Source organism: Photorhabdus hainanensis (assembly GCF_018448965.1).
Classification (GTDB): Bacteria; Pseudomonadota; Gammaproteobacteria; order Enterobacterales; family Enterobacteriaceae; genus Photorhabdus; species Photorhabdus akhurstii.
This window is the reverse complement of record NZ_RCWD01000032.1, coordinates 1-16,157: the sequence shown is the minus strand read 5'-3', so window position 1 is coordinate 16,157 and position 16,157 is coordinate 1. Positions and strand designations below refer to the sequence as shown.

Genomic DNA, 16,157 nt, shown 5'->3' with positions numbered 1-16,157 from the left:
CCTTTATCGTTTGTCTATTCTGCTGATAAATATATTTTCATGACACAAATTGAAATCTTCTTCGGTATGCCAGGCAATCATCATGCTAAATTTATTTATAATGCTATATTTGTTCAGTCTACTTTGCAGTTCAGAATAAATAGGATTTGGTAAAATTATTCTGCATTTCCCCCTAATAGCGAGACAAGAATCAATTATAGCTAGAACTGCATAGGGAGCTGTGTTTGACAAACCTATCACTTCTACCGTGGTATCATCAAAACCTAGTATCGCGACTTCTTCTCCAACAGTTAATAACTTAATATCTCTATAGCGAGGACACTGCTTTGCGTAAGCAATCCAATTGTTATTTACTTTCCTGCCGAAAAAATTGATTCTATTAATACTATCTATTTCATTAAAATCTTTCAGATCTACATCTATTTTGGTATCTCCTTCCACTACTATTTCTGTAAAATCAAAAACGTTCACTTTGCTACAGATATATTTCTCAAAAATTTTTGAATAACACCTGATCTTTCTTTCATCTGAGAAACAAACCGTCGCATCGATATCATCACGGTGTGTTTGTCTGGCACTTTCTATTACCAAAGTTCGCGATTTTACACTTTCATTTACACCAAAATCGCTAAGTATATTAACGGATACTCGTCTGTGTTTAAGACTAAACTCACACTTTCTTGTTATAACAATTGACAAGTATATATCGTTTCTCTTATATAAACATGCTTTTATCTCACTAGAAAGATTATATTTCTTTTCTTTCAGATTTTTCCAAATAAAATAATCCAAGCTACCTATATCACGCTTATAAAAATCATTGATTAAAATATAATTCTCTTCCGTTATATCTTCATAGACTAGGGTTACTCCATTCTCCATTATTTTGTCCCATCATTTATATTGGCGACAATTGCTTTCATTTTTAGTTTATATTCATTTCCGAATAGATGAATCATGAAATATTGTATTTTATGACCTGTATCATAATTTAAAGATACAACAGGATAAAAAACTGAGATTATTTATCCTGAGAAATCAAATTGAAGTCTCCATCAATCATGCAAGGATATGGATAAAAATAGGGTCTTTAAAGAGAATAATCTTTCATAAATTCTATGTGATGGGACTTTAAATGAAATAATCACATTAACAAGCCCCCTGAATTAAATACGATGAGCTATTTCTGCATGCCGAATAATATTCTTTACGATAGCCAAGGTGATTTTGCCAGTACCAAATTCATGGAATACTTAATCATCAGTGTATATTTCGACGTGCATGAGCGCAGCTTGAATCACTGCACGATCAGCTATCCTGTGACGATTTCCCGCCCGACTGAACCCGAAGATTCCCACTTCATTGGCTGTCTTTCTCATGCTTGACAAGTCTGACACAAGCCTCAGTGGGCAGAACGACGAGTTCTGCCCACTGAGGCAAAGCCATATCAAATATGGACTACGATACGTTTACCATCAGGAAGTTGAACATCAAGGCTCAACTCTCCACCTAACGCTGCAACGTAGCGTTTCAATGTTGAAAGTTTAGGGTTATTACCAGGCTGTTCTATTTTAGCAATAGTCGGTTGCTTGACTCCAAGCGCAGTTGCCAGCTCAGTTTTGTGAAACATCGAAAGCCTCGCGGATTTGATAAAGTCCTATCTCTCGTTTCATTTCATCAACTTTTTTAGCAATTCTATGGCGGCTTTCAGGGCTGCGTTTTTCAAGCAATTCATCAAGTGTGATCATACTCAGTTTTCCAAGATGGGTAGGAAATTAATTCACACAATTATTTTACCTCCTGCTTTTACAAGAATTTCATTAATAGAGTCAAAATATGGAAGGAGGGGTTAATAATGCCCTAACCCCATAGCACAGAGAATTACAACGTAATTTGTGGGTTCTGGATACCACAGGCTTGCGCATAGCGCACTAATGTTTCTATACTAGCTTTTGTTACATTATTTTCCATTTTCGTCACCGTTGGCGGCGTAACCCCCATTCTTTCCGCGACTTGCGAGCGAGTAAGTCCAGCAAACTTACGCCACTCTGCAAGTGTTTCTTGCAATCTTTCCTTACGTTCTTCAGCTTCATAAGCGGCTTTAAATTCAGAGTCTTTCATCATTTCTGCCAGAATCTCTGAATGTGTCTTATATTTCTTCATGTTTCATTTCCTCCAATCTGCGAAATGCTAAAGCTATCTCACTTGGGTTGATTTTTTGTGTTTTCTTTATATAAACTCGCAGAATATATATTTGCTTACCTGTCTGATATACCCATAATCCGCGTGCTATATCTCCCCCCATTGTTCGAACTTCGTAAAGACCATTTCCCAAATGTTTTGTGTCCGGTTCACGTAGTGAGCGAGGATCTTTTTCTAGCTTTCCAATCAACCTTACAAGTTTTACCCCTACTTTTGCTGGCAAAGACTTAATTTCTTGTTCGGCCTCATCATGGTATTTAACTATAAACACTCTAATTTCCTCCTAATGCAAAAAATTAACTCAAAGGGCAATTTTCATCAAGAGGAAAATTGCATTTTAATGAAATATCACTTCTGACTAGATTTCTTGACCATAGATTCCATCTATATAGCATTTGACCTATATTGAACAATAAGTAATCATGTAGTCTATCGAGACGACGGACATCTTTTGATGCGTTGTTCGATGCTTTAGATGGCACCGACAAGGCCAATGTGCTGGCTTCAATAATAGCACTTCGGGAAAGAGGCCCTATGTTACCCAGGCCATACGCAGATACTGTGAACAGTTCATGCCACAGCAATACGTGTCCAAAGCAAAGGCGATCCGCTCCGAGCATTCTTTGCGTTCGCCCCCAAGCGGAGAAGAATTTTGCTTTGCGCCGGTAACAAAACCGGAAACGAGAAACGGTTTCATGAAACGATGATTCCGATTGCTAACCGTGAGTTCACGGCACATCTGGAAAAATTAAAAAGGAGTAAACACTATGGCAAGAACTCTTGATCAAATATTAGCAAATGAAAAAAACGAAGTTGTTGCCAATGCACAAGCTGCGGCAACAGAGATGTTATCTGGCAGAACTCCGTGAGCGGGTACAGAAGACCCAAGGAGAAATAGCTCTGGCTCTTGGTATCAAGCAACCCACGGTTTCTGATATGGAGAAACTTGGCCGCGACTTGAAATTGTCTTCCCTCAAACGTTACGTTGAGGCAACGGGTAGCAAGCTGCGTCTCGATATCGAGTTACCCGACGGTACCCACTACGGATTTTCCGTTTAACCACAAACGCCCCGGCAGCCCTCGCGGATATATTCAAGATCAATGTCCGCATCGACTTTACGTGCCAGATGATTGTGAGGAACAAGGTCTCAAGTGAACTCTTTTCGGAAAGAAAAAGCTGGGGAGAGAATTTTTAGCGTGAAGGCAAGTTCTATTTTGTAAACGAAACTCGATTAAAACAGAGCGCCAAGTAAAAAATTGGCACGTTATCAAAAAGTTGAAATGCCCTCTCAAAAAGGAGGGCATTTAGTTAGCTAGCGTGTTCTAAGAATTACTTCTTATCGCCACCAAAACCGGCATTCAATAGTTCTGCCAAGTTTGCAGTTGCTTCATCTACACTCACTTGTGGTGCTTCAGAAGGCTCATTCAACTGACGACGACGCATGCGATCCTGATGGTAAGCATAACCGGTACCGGCAGGGATCAGACGACCGACGATGACGTTTTCTTTCAAGCCACGCAGTTCATCACGTTTACCCGCAACCGCAGCCTCAGTCAGTACGCGGGTCGTTTCCTGGAACGATGCCGCAGAGATGAAGGATTCAGTTGCCAGAGACGCTTTGGTGATACCCAACAGGTCGCGGCCGTAAGTCGCAGGCACTTTACCTTCTTGTTCCAGCTTACGGTTTGCCACTTTAACACGGGCGTATTCAACCTGTTCGCCTTCCAGGAACTCGGAACTACCTGCGCTTTCAATGGTCGCTTTACGCAGCATCTGACGAACGATAACCTCAATGTGTTTATCGTTAATCTTAACCCCTTGCAGGCGGTAAACTTCCTGAACTTCGTTGGTGATGTAACGGGTAACCGCATGAACACCACGCAGGCGCAAGATGTCGTGTGGAGATTCTGGACCATCAGAGATCACGTCGCCACGTTCAACCACTTCGCCCTCGAACACGTTGAGCTGACGCCATTTAGGGATCATCTCTTCGTAAGCATCACCACCATCTAATGGGGAGATAACCAGACGGCGTTTACCCTTGGTTTCTTTACCGAAGGAGACAATACCGCTGACTTCAGCCAGGATAGCAGGCTCTTTCGGACGACGCGCTTCGAACAAGTCAGCAACACGTGGCAGACCACCGGTAATATCTTTCGTACCGCCTGATTCCTGCGGAATACGCGCTAAGGTGTCACCCGCAGAGATGCTGACGCCATCGTCTAACTGAACAATCGCTTTGCCCGGCAGGAAATATTGAGCAGGCATATCAGTACCCGGAATCAATACATCGTCACCGTTGGCGTCAACAATTTTCAGTGCTGGACGCAGATCTTTACCACTACCGGTACGCTCCGCACTATCCAGAACAACCAGTGAAGATAGACCTGTCAGTTCGTCCGTCTGACGGGTAATGGTTTGACCATCTATCATGTCAGCGAAACGGATGATACCAGATACTTCACTGACAACCGGCATGGTATGTGGGTCCCAGTTAGCAACGGTTTCACCGCCATTAACGGTTTCGCCATCACCTTTACCCAGTACCGCACCGTAAGGTACTTTATAGCTCTCTTTAGTACGGCCGAATTCGTCGATCAAACACAGTTCGGTGTTACGGGAAGTAATCACCAATTTACCTGCGGAGTTGGTCACGGATTTAGCGTTAAACAGTTTCAAGCTACCTTTGTTACGCACCTGAATGCTGGATTCGGCTGCCGCACGAGATGCCGCACCACCGATGTGGAACGTACGCATCGTCAGCTGTGTGCCCGGTTCACCGATGGACTGAGCCGCAATAACACCAACCGCCTCACCTTTGTTGATGATGTGTCCGCGAGCAAGGTCACGACCATAACAGTTCGCGCAAACACCAAAGTCAGTTTCACAACTTACAACGGAGCGTACTTTAATGCTGTCAACGGAGCTCTCTTCTAACAGATCACACCATTTCTCGTTCAGCAATGTATTACGCGGCACCAGAATGTCGGCAGTACCTGGTTTCAGAACATCTTCCGCCGTCACACGACCCAATACACGCTCACGCAGCGGCTCTTTAACATCACCACCTTCAATAACCGGCGTCATCAGAATACCGTCGTGCGTACCACAGTCATCTTCTGTAACAACCAAGTCTTGCGCCACGTCAACCAGACGACGAGTCAGGTAACCAGAGTTCGCCGTTTTCAGTGCGGTATCCGCCAAACCTTTACGAGCGCCGTGGGTTGAAATGAAGTACTGGAGTACGTTCAAACCTTCACGGAAGTTCGCGGTAATTGGGGTTTCGATAATGGAGCCGTCTGGTTTAGCCATCAAGCCACGCATACCCGCCAACTGACGGATCTGAGCGGCAGAACCACGCGCACCAGAGTCAGCCATCATGAAGATGCTGTTGAAGGAAACTTGTTGCTCTTCTTCACCATCACGATTAGTGACTGTCTCAGTAGACAAGTTTTCCATCATCGCCTTAGCAACACGCTCGTTTGCCGCAGCCCAGATATCGATAACTTTGTTATAACGTTCGCCGGCTGTGACCAGACCAGACTGGAACTGTTCCTGAATTTCAGCAACTTCTGCTTCGGCTTCCGCAATGATGCCCGCTTTTTTCTCTGGGATAACCATGTCATCGATACCAACAGACGCACCTGAACGTGCAGCGTAGGCAAAGCCGGTATACATGATCTGGTCAGCGAAAATAACCGTTGGTTTCAGGCCCATCACGCGGTAACAGGTGTTCAGCATTCTGGAGATAGCTTTTTTACCCAGTGGTTGGTTAACCAGCGAGTAAGGCAGACCTCTTGGTACAATCATCCACAGGATTGCACGACCAATGGTCGTATCAATCAAACTGGTATTAACTGTGATATTGCCTTCGCCATCTTTCACTTCTTCAGTGATACGCACTTTAACGCGGGCATGCAAAGAAGCCAGCCCTGCGCGGTATACGCGTTCAGCTTCTTTAGGCCCAGTCAGTACCATGCCTTCGCCTTTGGCGTTAACACAGTCACGGGTCATGTAATACAGACCCAGAACAACGTCCTGAGATGGAACGATGATTGGCTCACCGCTCGCTGGAGACAAGATGTTGTTGGTAGACATCATCAGCGCGCGCGCTTCTAACTGGGCTTCCAGTGTCAGCGGTACGTGAACAGCCATTTGGTCACCGTCGAAGTCGGCGTTATATGCCGCACACACCAGTGGGTGCAACTGAATCGCTTTACCTTCGATCAGAACCGGTTCGAATGCCTGAATACCCAAACGGTGAAGTGTCGGCGCACGGTTCAGCAGAACTGGGTGTTCACGAATAACTTCATCCAGGATATCCCATACCACCGCCTCTTCACGCTCAACCATCTTTTTAGCGGCTTTAATCGTGGTCGCTAAACCACGCAGTTCCAGCTTGCCGTAGATGAATGGCTTAAACAGCTCCAGCGCCATCTTCTTAGGCAGACCACACTGATGCAGACGCAGGTAAGGACCTACCGTGATTACAGAACGACCGGAATAGTCAACACGTTTACCCAACAAGTTCTGACGGAAACGACCTTGTTTACCCTTGATCATATCAGCCAAGGATTTCAGAGGACGTTTGTTAGAACCGGTAATGGCACGACCGCGACGACCGTTATCCAGCAAGGCATCAACCGCTTCCTGCAACATGCGTTTTTCGTTACGCACGATGATATCTGGCGCAGCCAGATCCAACAGGCGCTTCAAGCGGTTGTTACGGTTAATAACACGACGATAGAGATCGTTCAGATCCGAAGTGGCAAAACGGCCGCCATCCAGCGGAACCAATGGACGTAAATCCGGCGGCAGAACTGGCAGAACCGTCAGAACCATCCATTCTGGTTTGTTGCCAGACTGAATAAAGGCTTCCAACAATTTAATACGTTTGGTCAGCTTCTTACGTTTAGTTTCAGAGTTAGTTTCATTTAACTCTTCACGCAACGTTTCACACTCATTTTCCAGATCGAGATTTTTCAGCAAAGACTGGATAGCTTCCGCGCCCATCTTCGCATCGAATTCATCACCAAACTCTTCCAGTGCATCCAAGTATTGCTCTTCTGTCAGGATCTGACTGCGCTCCAGGCTGGTCATACCGCCTTCTACAACCACATAGGATTCGAAGTACAGTACACGCTCAATATCACGCAGTGGCATATCCAGCAACAAACCGATGCGGGATGGCAATGATTTCAGAAACCAAATGTGCGCCGTTGGAGAAGCCAGTTCAATGTGACCCATACGTTCACGACGAACTTTAGTCTGGGTAACTTCTACGCCACACTTCTCACAAATTACACCACGGTGTTTCAAGCGCTTGTATTTACCACACAAGCACTCATAATCTTTTACCGGTCCGAAAATACGGGCGCAGAAAAGGCCGTCACGCTCAGGTTTGAACGTACGGTAGTTAATTGTTTCCGGCTTTTTCACTTCACCAAATGACCACGAACGGATCATATCTGGCGAGGCCAGAGCAATTTTGATCGCATCAAACTCTTCGGTCTTAGTTTGCGCTTTCAGAAACTTCAATAAGTCTTTCACGAAATGGCTCCTGTCGGAGTTAGACCTGTCAGGAGAGCGGCCCATGCCGCTCCCCCCTATGACCAGTGCAACCACTGGCTGGTAAACTGCCCGTCATATCCATTCAGGGCAGTACCAGCGGGAATACGATTTATTCGTCTTCCAGCTCGATGTTGATACCCAGAGAGCGGATCTCTTTCAACAATACGTTGAAGGATTCCGGCATGCCTGGCTCCATCTGGTGGTTGCCATCCACGATGTTTTTATACATCTTGGTACGGCCGTTAACATCGTCGGACTTGACGGTGAGCATTTCCTGCAAGGTGTACGCGGCACCATATGCTTCCAATGCCCACACTTCCATCTCACCGAAGCGTTGACCACCGAACTGCGCCTTACCACCCAGCGGTTGCTGAGTAACCAGGCTGTACGAACCGGTTGAACGGGCGTGCATTTTGTCATCCACCAGGTGGTTCAGCTTCAGCATATACATGTAGCCAACGGTAACCTGACGCTCAAATTGCTCACCGGTACGACCATCAAATAGGGTAATTTGACCAGAAGTTGGCAAGTCACCCAGTTTCAGCAGCTCTTTGATTTCTTTCTCTTTCGCACCATCAAACACCGGTGTCGCAATTGGCATGCCTTTTTTCAGGTTTTCTGCCAAACGCATAACTTCTTCATCAGAGAAAGTGCTCAGATCAACTTTCTGACGGGTTTCATCACCTAGGTCATAAGCTTTCTGGATAAATTCACGCAGTTTGGCAACTTCCTGCTGCTGTTTCAGCATCGCATTGATCTTGTCGCCAATGCCTTTCGCAGCCATACCCAGATGCGTTTCCAGGATCTGACCAATGTTCATACGTGATGGTACGCCCAGTGGGTTCAGTACGATATCTACCGGCGTGCCGTTTTCATCGTAAGGCATATCTTCGATCGGGTTGATCTTGGAGATAACACCCTTGTTACCGTGGCGGCCCGCCATCTTATCACCAGGCTGAATCTGACGTTTAACCGCCAGATAAACTTTGACGATTTTCAGCACGCCCGGCGCCAAATCATCACCCTGAGTGATCTTACGGCGTTTAGCATCCAGCTTTTTCTCGAACTCAGCTTTGAGTTCGTCATACTGTTCAGCCAACTGCTCCAACTGATTCTGTTTCTCTTCATCAGCCAGACCCAACTCTAACCAACGCTCACGAGGCAGTTTATCCAGCTTCTCAGCTTCGATGCCGCCAGCAATCAAAACAGAACGGATACGTGCAAACAGGCCAGCTTCAAAGATTTGCAACTCTTCTGTCAGGTCTTTCTTCGCCTGACGCAGTTGCATCTCTTCGATTTCCAAAGCACGTTTATCTTTCTCTACGCCATCACGGGTAAATACTTGTACGTCGATAACCGTACCGGACACGCCATTTGGTACGCGCAGAGAAGAGTCTTTAACATCAGACGCTTTCTCACCGAAAATAGCACGCAGCAATTTTTCTTCCGGCGTTAGCTGAGTTTCACCTTTAGGTGTCACTTTACCAACCAGAATGTCACCGCCGGTCACTTCCGCACCAATATAAACGATGCCAGACTCATCCAGTTTGGAGAGCGCAGCTTCACCCACGTTAGGGATGTCAGCCGTGATCTCTTCAGGCCCTAATTTGGTATCACGAGATACGCAAGCCAGTTCCTGGATATGAATGGTTGTAAAGCGATCTTCCTGGACGACACGCTCAGAAACTAAGATGGAGTCCTCGAAGTTATAACCATTCCACGGCATGAACGCTACGCGCATGTTCTGACCAAGAGCCAGTTCACCCAAGTCAGTGGATGGACCATCAGCCAGTACGTCGCCGCGTTCCACCGGTTCGCCCAGAGAGACGCACGGCATCTGGTTAATACAGGTGTTCTGGTTAGAACGGGTATATTTAGTCAGGTTATAAATATCAATACCTGCTTCACCCGAATACATCTCATCTTCGTTTACTTTGATAACGATACGAGATGCATCAACGTACTGAACCACACCACCACGTTTAGCAACAGAAGTTACACCGGAGTCAACCGCTACTGCACGTTCCATACCTGTACCGACCAGCGGCTTATCAGCACGCAACGTAGGAACAGCCTGACGTTGCATGTTTGCACCCATCAATGCACGGTTTGCGTCATCGTGTTCCAAGAATGGGATCAAGGAAGCACCAACGGAAACCACCTGCTGAGTGGAAACGTCCATATATTCAACCTGTTCACGGTTAAATAAGCTGGATTCGCCATAACTACGGCAAGTTATCAGATCTTCAACGAAGTGGCCTTCATCATCCAATACGGTGTTTGCCTGTGCGATAACGAAGTTACCTTCTTCAATCGCAGACAGATAATGAATTTCATCCGTAACAACACCATCACGAACCAGACGATATGGGGTTTCAAGGAAACCATACTCATTAGTCTGCGCATAAACAGACAATGAGTTAATCAGACCGATATTCGGACCTTCCGGGGTTTCGATTGGACATACGCGACCATAGTGGGTTGGGTGTACGTCACGAACTTCGAAGCCAGCACGCTCACGAGTCAAACCACCTGGGCCCAACGCAGAGATACGGCGTTTGTGAGTGATTTCAGAAAGCGGGTTGTTTTGGTCCATAAACTGAGATAGTTGGCTGGAACCAAAGAATTCTTTCACTGCGGCTGAAATCGGCTTAGCGTTGATCATGTCCTGAGGCATCAGTGTATCCAGATCACCCAGAGACAGACGCTCTTTAACCGCACGCTCGACACGTACCAGACCAACACGGAACTGGTTTTCCGCCATCTCGCCGACAGAACGGATACGACGGTTGCCTAAGTGGTCAATATCGTCGACTTCGCCTTTACCATTACGGATATCAATGAGTTTCTTCATGACATCAATGATGTCATTTTTACTCAGAATACCAGAGCCTTCGACTTCTTCCCGGCTCAATGAGCGGTTGAATTTCATACGACCAACCGCAGAAAGATCATAACGATCTTCTGAGAAGAACAGATTTTCAAACAGATTTTCTGCTGCTTCACGGGTCGGCGGCTCACCAGGACGCATCATGCGGTAAATCTCAACCAAAGCACCCAAACGGTCATTGGTTGGATCAACACGAAGTGTCTCGGAAATATATGCACCGTGATCTAAATCGTTGGTGAACAGTGTTTCGATAGATTTGTGACCAGCCTGGCTCAAACGTGCCAGCAGATCTAAAGAGAGCTCCATGTTGGCAGCACAGATAATTTCACCTGTATTGACATCAATGTAGTCTCTTGCAACAACTTTACCCGCAATATATTCAACAGGAACCTCAATACGGTTCACTTCGTCTTTTTCTAACTGGCGGATATGACGTGCGGTAATACGACGGCCTTTTTCAACATAAACCTTGCCGTTTGCTTCAATATCAAAAGAAGCGGTTTCACCGCGCAAACGTTCTGGCACCAGCGTCATTTGCAGTCTGTTGTCACGAATTTCGAAAATCGTTTTACTAAAGAACAGGTTCAAAATCTCTTCAGTGCTGTAATCCATTGCCCGCAGAATAATCGTTGCCGGCAATTTACGGCGGCGGTCAATACGTACAAACAGATTATCTTTTGGATCGAATTCGAAATCTAACCAAGAACCACGGTAAGGAATAATACGCGCGTTATACAGCACCTTACCGGATGAGTGAGTTTTACCCTTATCGCTGTCAAAGAATACACCAGGACTACGATGCAACTGGGAGACAATAACCCGCTCAGTACCATTGATAACAAAGGTACCGTTGTCAGTCATGAGCGGAATTTCACCCATGTAGACTTCTTGCTCTTTGATGTCTTTGACCGTGCCTTCCGGTGCTTCACGTTCATAGATAACCAGACGCAACTTAACGCGTAGAGGCGCAGAATAAGTTACACCACGAATCTGGCACTCTTTAACATCAAACACTGGCTCACCAAGACGGTAGCTAACGTATTGCAGCTCCGAACTGCCGCTGTAGCTCTGAATTGGGAATACAGAACGGAATGCCGCTTCTAAACCATTCTGGCCTTCTGGATCTTGCTCGATAAACTTCTGGAACGAGTCAAGTTGGATAGAAAGGAGATAAGGTACGTCCAACACTTGGGGACGCTTACCAAAATCCTTACGAATACGTTTTTTCTCGGTATAGGAGTAAACCATAGGGTTCCTCAGCTCGCTGATCAGTGACCCACTCTGCCCGCCCTAAAGGACAGCTCTTTACGACACTGTTTTTTCGAACAGAAAATTGAATTATTTTCCGTAATACTCATTGCTATTACTCTTAAATCATTTCATTGCGTTACCTTACTACCGAGCTACCCGAGTGGATCGTAGCTGAGAACGCAGTATATTAAGTCGTCAATAGGAAAAAGTATTTGGGGGTTAATTAACAGCCAAACAGTGGAAATGCTGCTAATGCCCTACAGCGCAAAAAGGCTGGTGATTAATAAATCACCAGCCGTCAGCCTTTAAAGTCAGGCTGCTAACTCAAAACTGAACTTACTTAATCTCAACAGAAGCACCAGCTTCTTCCAGAGATTTTTTCAGTGCTTCAGCGTCATCTTTGCTGATAGCTTCTTTCAATACAGCTGGAGCGCTTTCAACCAGGTCTTTCGCTTCTTTCAGACCCAAGCCAGTTGCGCCGCGTACTGCTTTGATAACAGCAACTTTGTTGCCGCCAATAGCGGACAGAACAACGTCAAACTCGGTTTTTTCTTCAACAGCTTCAGCCGCACCAGCAACAACAGCTACCGCTGCCGCAGCAGAAACGCCGAATTTCTCTTCCATTGCAGTGATCAGCTCAACAACATCCATAACGGACATTGTGGCAACTGTGTCCAGAATTTGTTCTTTAGTGATAGACATAACAAGTGTTCCTAAAATTCAGAAATAATTTATACGTTAAAAAGCACGAAGGAGACTTAGCGATTAAGCCGCTTCTCTCTTCTCGCGTAACGCAGCCAGAGTACGAACCAGTTTGCCTGCAACGGCTTCTTTCATGGTGGACATCAGGCGTGCGATTGCTTCTTCGTAAGTTGGGAGTGTCGCCAAACGGTCAATATTGGCCGCAGAGATAAACTCACCTTCAAAGGCTGCTGCTTTAATCTCGAATGCTGGATTCGCTTTCGCGAACTCTTTGAACAGACGAGCAGCGGCGCCCGGATGTTCGTTAGAGAAAGCAATCAAGGTTGGACCAATAAACGCTTCTTTCAGGCACTCATAGGCAGTACCTTCAACAGCACGGCGGACCAGTGTATTACGTACAACACGGATGTAAACGCCAGCTTCGCGACCTGCTTTACGCAGTTCAGTCATTTTATCTACGGCAACGCCACGGGAATCCGCAACAACCGCAGACAGCGCGCCTTTGGCTACTTCGCTGACTTCAGCAACAATCGCTTGTTTGTCTTGAAGATTTAGTGCCATTAGCTTTTTGCTCCTGGATTAACCGGGAAAAACCCGGAACTCACATCACTCATAACACTAAAAAGTGCCTGAGCTCTAAAACACGGTGAGCAGAATCCAGAAATGAATGTCATTTGGCTCTGTCACCGTCTACGCAGGGATATTAAGTAATTACTTACACCTGCGGTCTTGGACGGGGCTTGGATTAGGCCAAGCTCCAACCGAAAATTTTTTATTTAGCTAATAAAAAACTTACTAGCCAAATACAAGGCGCCAAATTTTAGACAAATCTGACGCCAAGGTAAAGCGATAATCACATTCAGCTAAAATTAAGCTGAAGCGTTCAGACCTGATTGGTCAATCGCAACACCTGCGCCCATAGTAGTGGACAAGCTAACTTTCTTAATGTAAACGCCCTTGGCAGAAGATGGTTTGGCTTTTTTCAGCGCAACCAGCAGAGCTTCCAAGTTTTCTTTCAGTTTGTCAGCATCAAAGTCGACTTTACCGATGGTGGTGTGGATAATGCCGTTTTTATCGTTACGGTAACGAACCTGACCTGCTTTAGCATTCTGTACAGCTTCAGCAACGTTAGGAGTTACAGTACCTACTTTAGGGTTTGGCATCAGACCGCGTGGACCCAGGATTTGACCTAATTGGCCAACAACGCGCATTGCATCTGGAGAGGCGATAACAACGTCAAAGTCCATTTCGCCTTTTTTAACCTGCTCAGCCAGATCTTCCATACCTACCAGCTCAGCGCCCGCTGCTTTAGCAGCTTCTGCATTTGCGCCTTGGGTAAATACAGCTACGCGAACGGAACGGCCAGTACCGTGAGGCAGTACTGTTGCACCACGTACGTTCTGGTCAGATTTACGAGCGTCGATGCCGAGGTTAACAGCAACGTCAACGCTTTCCACGAATTTAGCGGTTGCCAGCTCTTTCAGCAGAACAACGGCTTCGTTAATGTCATATTGCTTAGTCGCATCCACTTTTTCGCGGATTGTGCGCATGCGCTTGGTCAGTTTAGCCATCGATTAACCCTCCACTACCAGGCCCATGGAACGAGCAGTACCTTCAATTGAACGCATCATTGCTTCAACGCTGGCGCCTGTCATATCCGCAGCTTTAGTTTCAGCAATTTCACGAACTTGCGCACTGGTTACTTTACCAACTTTGTCTTTGTTCGGTTTGCCGGAACCTGATTTAATGCCCGCTGCTTTCTTCAGCAGAACAGCCGCTGGCGGGGTCTTAGTAACGAAAGTGAAAGAGCGATCAGAATAAACGGTGATCACAACAGGAATTGGCAGACCTTTTTCAATGCTGTCAGTTTTAGCATTGAACGCCTTACAGAATTCCATGATGTTGACACCCTGCTGACCGAGAGCAGGACCTACTGGAGGGCTTGGGTTAGCCATACCAGCTGCAACCTGCAACTTGACATAGGCTTGTACTTTCTTAGCCATTGATAATTTTCCTCTATGTGGGTGGTATCGCCTTTGTTTAAAAGGCTCCCCTGTTATTTCAGCCCCGCCCTATCCAGGCCAGACTACTAAAAAACAAAAGGCGCGAAATTGTATGTTAATTTCTCACCTATTGCAAGCCAGCAAAAATACGCTCGGAAATTACGCCTTTTCTACCTGGCTGAAATCCAGCTCAACGGGGGTCGCGCGACCAAAGATAGAAACCGAAACTTTCAGGCGGCTCTTCTCGTAATCGACCTCTTCCACAACACCATTGAAGTCTGCGAATGGACCATCGCTGACACGAACCATTTCACCTGGTTCGAACAGTGTTTTTGGCCGTGGTTTATCACCAACCTGCTGAAGACGATTCATAATCGCATCAACTTCTTTGTCACTGATTGGCGCCGGACGGTCAGATGTGCCACCGATAAAACCCATGACGCGTGGTACGCTGCGAACAAGATGCCATGTCGCATCGTTCATGATCATTTGTACCAGCACATACCCAGGGAAAAATTTGCGTTCACTTTTGCGACGCTGGCCGCTACGAATCTCAACAACTTCCTCTGTTGGCACCATCACTTCGCCAAAAGAATCTTCCATATCATGTAATTTGATATGTTCACGTAAAGATTGTGCAACGCGACCTTCAAACCCGGAAAATGCCTGTATAACATACCAACGTTTTTTTGGGGAATCTGACATCTTAGAACCTCAGGCCTGTAATAAATGAAACTAAACGCACCAGGATACCGTCAAGACCCCATAGGATCAAAGACATCAATGCAGTGACTGCCGCAACAATCAAAGTTGTATGCAACGCTTCCTGGCGAGTTGGCCAAATAACTTTACGCATTTCAATGCGAGCTTCGCGGGCGAAAGCCAGTGTGGTTTTCCCTTTCGCAGTCCAGAGCGCAACCGCTCCCGCAAGAGCAACAATAACAACAACCGCCATCGCGCGTAGAGGAAGGCTATACTCCCGATAAAGGTAGTTTCCAACGATAGCAACCGTTAATAAGGCTGCCACTAATAGCCATTTCATTACCTCAAGACTACGCCTGCTTTCTTGAGCATCGCTATTCGCACTCATAAACCAACCTGTAACTATGATTTAAATAGATAGCCAGCTTGCCTCGCAAGAGCAAAACAAATCAGACCGAACCAAAAGATTTGAGTGATTGTATCTGACTTGGCGCCATAATTCAGTATGACATTGTATATCTGAGAGAGATATAGCCAATTCGTTGCATCAGAGCCTATCTCACCAATAATTAAAAACAACTATTGATGAGATAGGTTCTTATTAAGACAACGTACAAAAAGGGCATCGGTTGATGCCCTTTTAGTGTAATCACATCAAAAAATTACGCGATAATTTTAGCAACAACACCAGCACCTACAGTACGGCCGCCTTCACGGATAGCGAAGCGCAGACCCTGGTCCATTGCGATTGGCGCAATCAGGGTCACTTTCATCTGAATGTTATCGCCTGGCATCACCATTTCCACGCCTTCTGGCAGCTCGATTGTGCCGGTTA

At 46.0% G+C, this 16,157-nt stretch carries 13 protein-coding genes and 3 pseudogenes; 3 read left to right on the top strand and 13 right to left on the bottom strand.

The window, feature by feature from the left end; translation table 11 throughout:
* Positions 1-3: 3 nt before the first annotated feature.
* Complete coding sequence (locus EAE92_RS17605; protein ID WP_214069014.1) at positions 4-882, bottom strand: hypothetical protein; 879 nt, start codon at positions 880-882, stop codon at positions 4-6.
* Between the two features lie 308 nt (positions 883-1,190).
* On the opposite strand from EAE92_RS17605, the gene EAE92_RS17600 reads away from it, so the two are divergent.
* On the top strand, positions 1,191-1,385 hold the full coding sequence (locus tag EAE92_RS17600; RefSeq protein WP_146110628.1) for a hypothetical protein: 195 nt from the start codon (positions 1,191-1,193) through the stop codon (positions 1,383-1,385).
* 62 nt (positions 1,386-1,447) lie between these two features.
* Here the strand turns inward: EAE92_RS17600 and EAE92_RS17595 are convergent.
* The 3 genes and pseudogenes from EAE92_RS17595 to EAE92_RS17585 form a co-directional block, all read right to left on the bottom strand.
* A pseudogene (locus EAE92_RS17595) lies at positions 1,448-1,748 on the bottom strand (helix-turn-helix domain-containing protein).
* Positions 1,749-1,881: 133 nt separating this feature from the next.
* On the bottom strand, positions 1,882-2,163 hold the full coding sequence (locus tag EAE92_RS17590; RefSeq protein ID WP_012776543.1) for a helix-turn-helix domain-containing protein: 282 nt from the start codon (positions 2,161-2,163) through the stop codon (positions 1,882-1,884).
* On the bottom strand, positions 2,150-2,473 hold the full coding sequence (locus EAE92_RS17585; RefSeq protein ID WP_040148997.1) for a type II toxin-antitoxin system RelE/ParE family toxin: 324 nt from the start codon (positions 2,471-2,473) through the stop codon (positions 2,150-2,152). The genes EAE92_RS17590 and EAE92_RS17585 overlap by 14 nt, the downstream gene beginning before the upstream one ends.
* Before the next feature lie 160 nt (positions 2,474-2,633).
* Here EAE92_RS17585 and EAE92_RS17580 point away from each other — a divergent pair.
* Positions 2,634-2,986: pseudogene (locus tag EAE92_RS17580) on the top strand (type II toxin-antitoxin system RelE/ParE family toxin).
* A pseudogene (locus EAE92_RS17575) lies at positions 2,970-3,261 on the top strand (helix-turn-helix domain-containing protein). The pseudogenes EAE92_RS17580 and EAE92_RS17575 overlap by 17 nt, the downstream one beginning before the upstream one ends.
* Before the next feature lie 271 nt (positions 3,262-3,532).
* On the opposite strand, the gene rpoC reads toward EAE92_RS17575, so the two are convergent.
* From rpoC to EAE92_RS17530, 9 genes are all read right to left on the bottom strand, one after another.
* Positions 3,533-7,753 carry a DNA-directed RNA polymerase subunit beta' gene (gene rpoC, locus EAE92_RS17570; protein WP_040148998.1) on the bottom strand — a complete coding sequence of 1,407 codons (4,221 nt, stop codon included), beginning with the start codon at positions 7,751-7,753 and terminating at the stop codon, positions 3,533-3,535.
* Between the two features lie 130 nt (positions 7,754-7,883).
* Positions 7,884-11,912, bottom strand: coding sequence for a DNA-directed RNA polymerase subunit beta (gene rpoB, locus EAE92_RS17565; protein ID WP_046397661.1), 4,029 nt, complete (start codon positions 11,910-11,912; stop codon positions 7,884-7,886).
* Between the two features lie 339 nt (positions 11,913-12,251).
* The gene (gene rplL / locus EAE92_RS17560; protein ID WP_012776540.1) at positions 12,252-12,617 is read right to left on the bottom strand and encodes a 50S ribosomal protein L7/L12; all 366 of its coding nucleotides are present in this window, start codon (positions 12,615-12,617) and stop codon (positions 12,252-12,254) included.
* Between the two features lie 63 nt (positions 12,618-12,680).
* The gene (gene rplJ, locus EAE92_RS17555; RefSeq protein WP_110091784.1) at positions 12,681-13,178 is read right to left on the bottom strand and encodes a 50S ribosomal protein L10; all 498 of its coding nucleotides are present in this window, start codon (positions 13,176-13,178) and stop codon (positions 12,681-12,683) included.
* Between the two features lie 308 nt (positions 13,179-13,486).
* Positions 13,487-14,188: a 50S ribosomal protein L1 gene (rplA, locus tag EAE92_RS17550; protein ID WP_214069013.1), complete on the bottom strand. Its 702-nt coding sequence runs from the start codon at positions 14,186-14,188 to the stop codon at positions 13,487-13,489.
* A 3-nt stretch (positions 14,189-14,191) separates the two neighbouring features.
* Entirely contained in the window at positions 14,192-14,620 is a 429-nt protein-coding gene (rplK, locus tag EAE92_RS17545) for a 50S ribosomal protein L11 (RefSeq protein WP_036771650.1), read from the bottom strand.
* A gap of 159 nt (positions 14,621-14,779) precedes the next feature.
* A complete protein-coding gene (gene nusG / locus EAE92_RS17540; protein WP_011144820.1) occupies positions 14,780-15,325 on the bottom strand; it encodes a transcription termination/antitermination protein NusG in 546 nt (181 codons plus the stop codon).
* A 1-nt stretch (position 15,326) separates the two neighbouring features.
* A complete protein-coding gene (secE, locus tag EAE92_RS17535) occupies positions 15,327-15,710 on the bottom strand; it encodes a preprotein translocase subunit SecE (protein ID WP_036771654.1) in 384 nt (127 codons plus the stop codon).
* A gap of 274 nt (positions 15,711-15,984) precedes the next feature.
* Positions 15,985-16,157 (bottom strand): EF-Tu C-terminal domain-related protein (locus EAE92_RS17530; protein ID WP_479687652.1); only part of this gene is annotated, 173 nt, incomplete at its 5' end.

Coding starts and splice junctions, on each gene's coding strand:
- EAE92_RS17605 (WP_214069014.1), bottom strand. CDS start 882: ATGGAGAATGGAGTAACCCTAGTCTATGAAGATATAACGGAAGAGAAT.
- EAE92_RS17600 (WP_146110628.1), top strand. CDS start 1,191: ATGCCGAATAATATTCTTTACGATAGCCAAGGTGATTTTGCCAGTACC.
- EAE92_RS17590 (WP_012776543.1), bottom strand. CDS start 2,163: ATGAAGAAATATAAGACACATTCAGAGATTCTGGCAGAAATGATGAAA.
- rpoB (WP_046397661.1), bottom strand. CDS start 11,912: ATGGTTTACTCCTATACCGAGAAAAAACGTATTCGTAAGGATTTTGGT.
- rplL (WP_012776540.1), bottom strand. CDS start 12,617: ATGTCTATCACTAAAGAACAAATTCTGGACACAGTTGCCACAATGTCC.
- rplJ (WP_110091784.1), bottom strand. CDS start 13,178: ATGGCACTAAATCTTCAAGACAAACAAGCGATTGTTGCTGAAGTCAGC.
- rplA (WP_214069013.1), bottom strand. CDS start 14,188: ATGGCTAAACTGACCAAGCGCATGCGCACAATCCGCGAAAAAGTGGAT.
- rplK (WP_036771650.1), bottom strand. CDS start 14,620: ATGGCTAAGAAAGTACAAGCCTATGTCAAGTTGCAGGTTGCAGCTGGT.
- nusG (WP_011144820.1), bottom strand. CDS start 15,325: ATGTCAGATTCCCCAAAAAAACGTTGGTATGTTATACAGGCATTTTCC.
- secE (WP_036771654.1), bottom strand. CDS start 15,710: ATGAGTGCGAATAGCGATGCTCAAGAAAGCAGGCGTAGTCTTGAGGTA.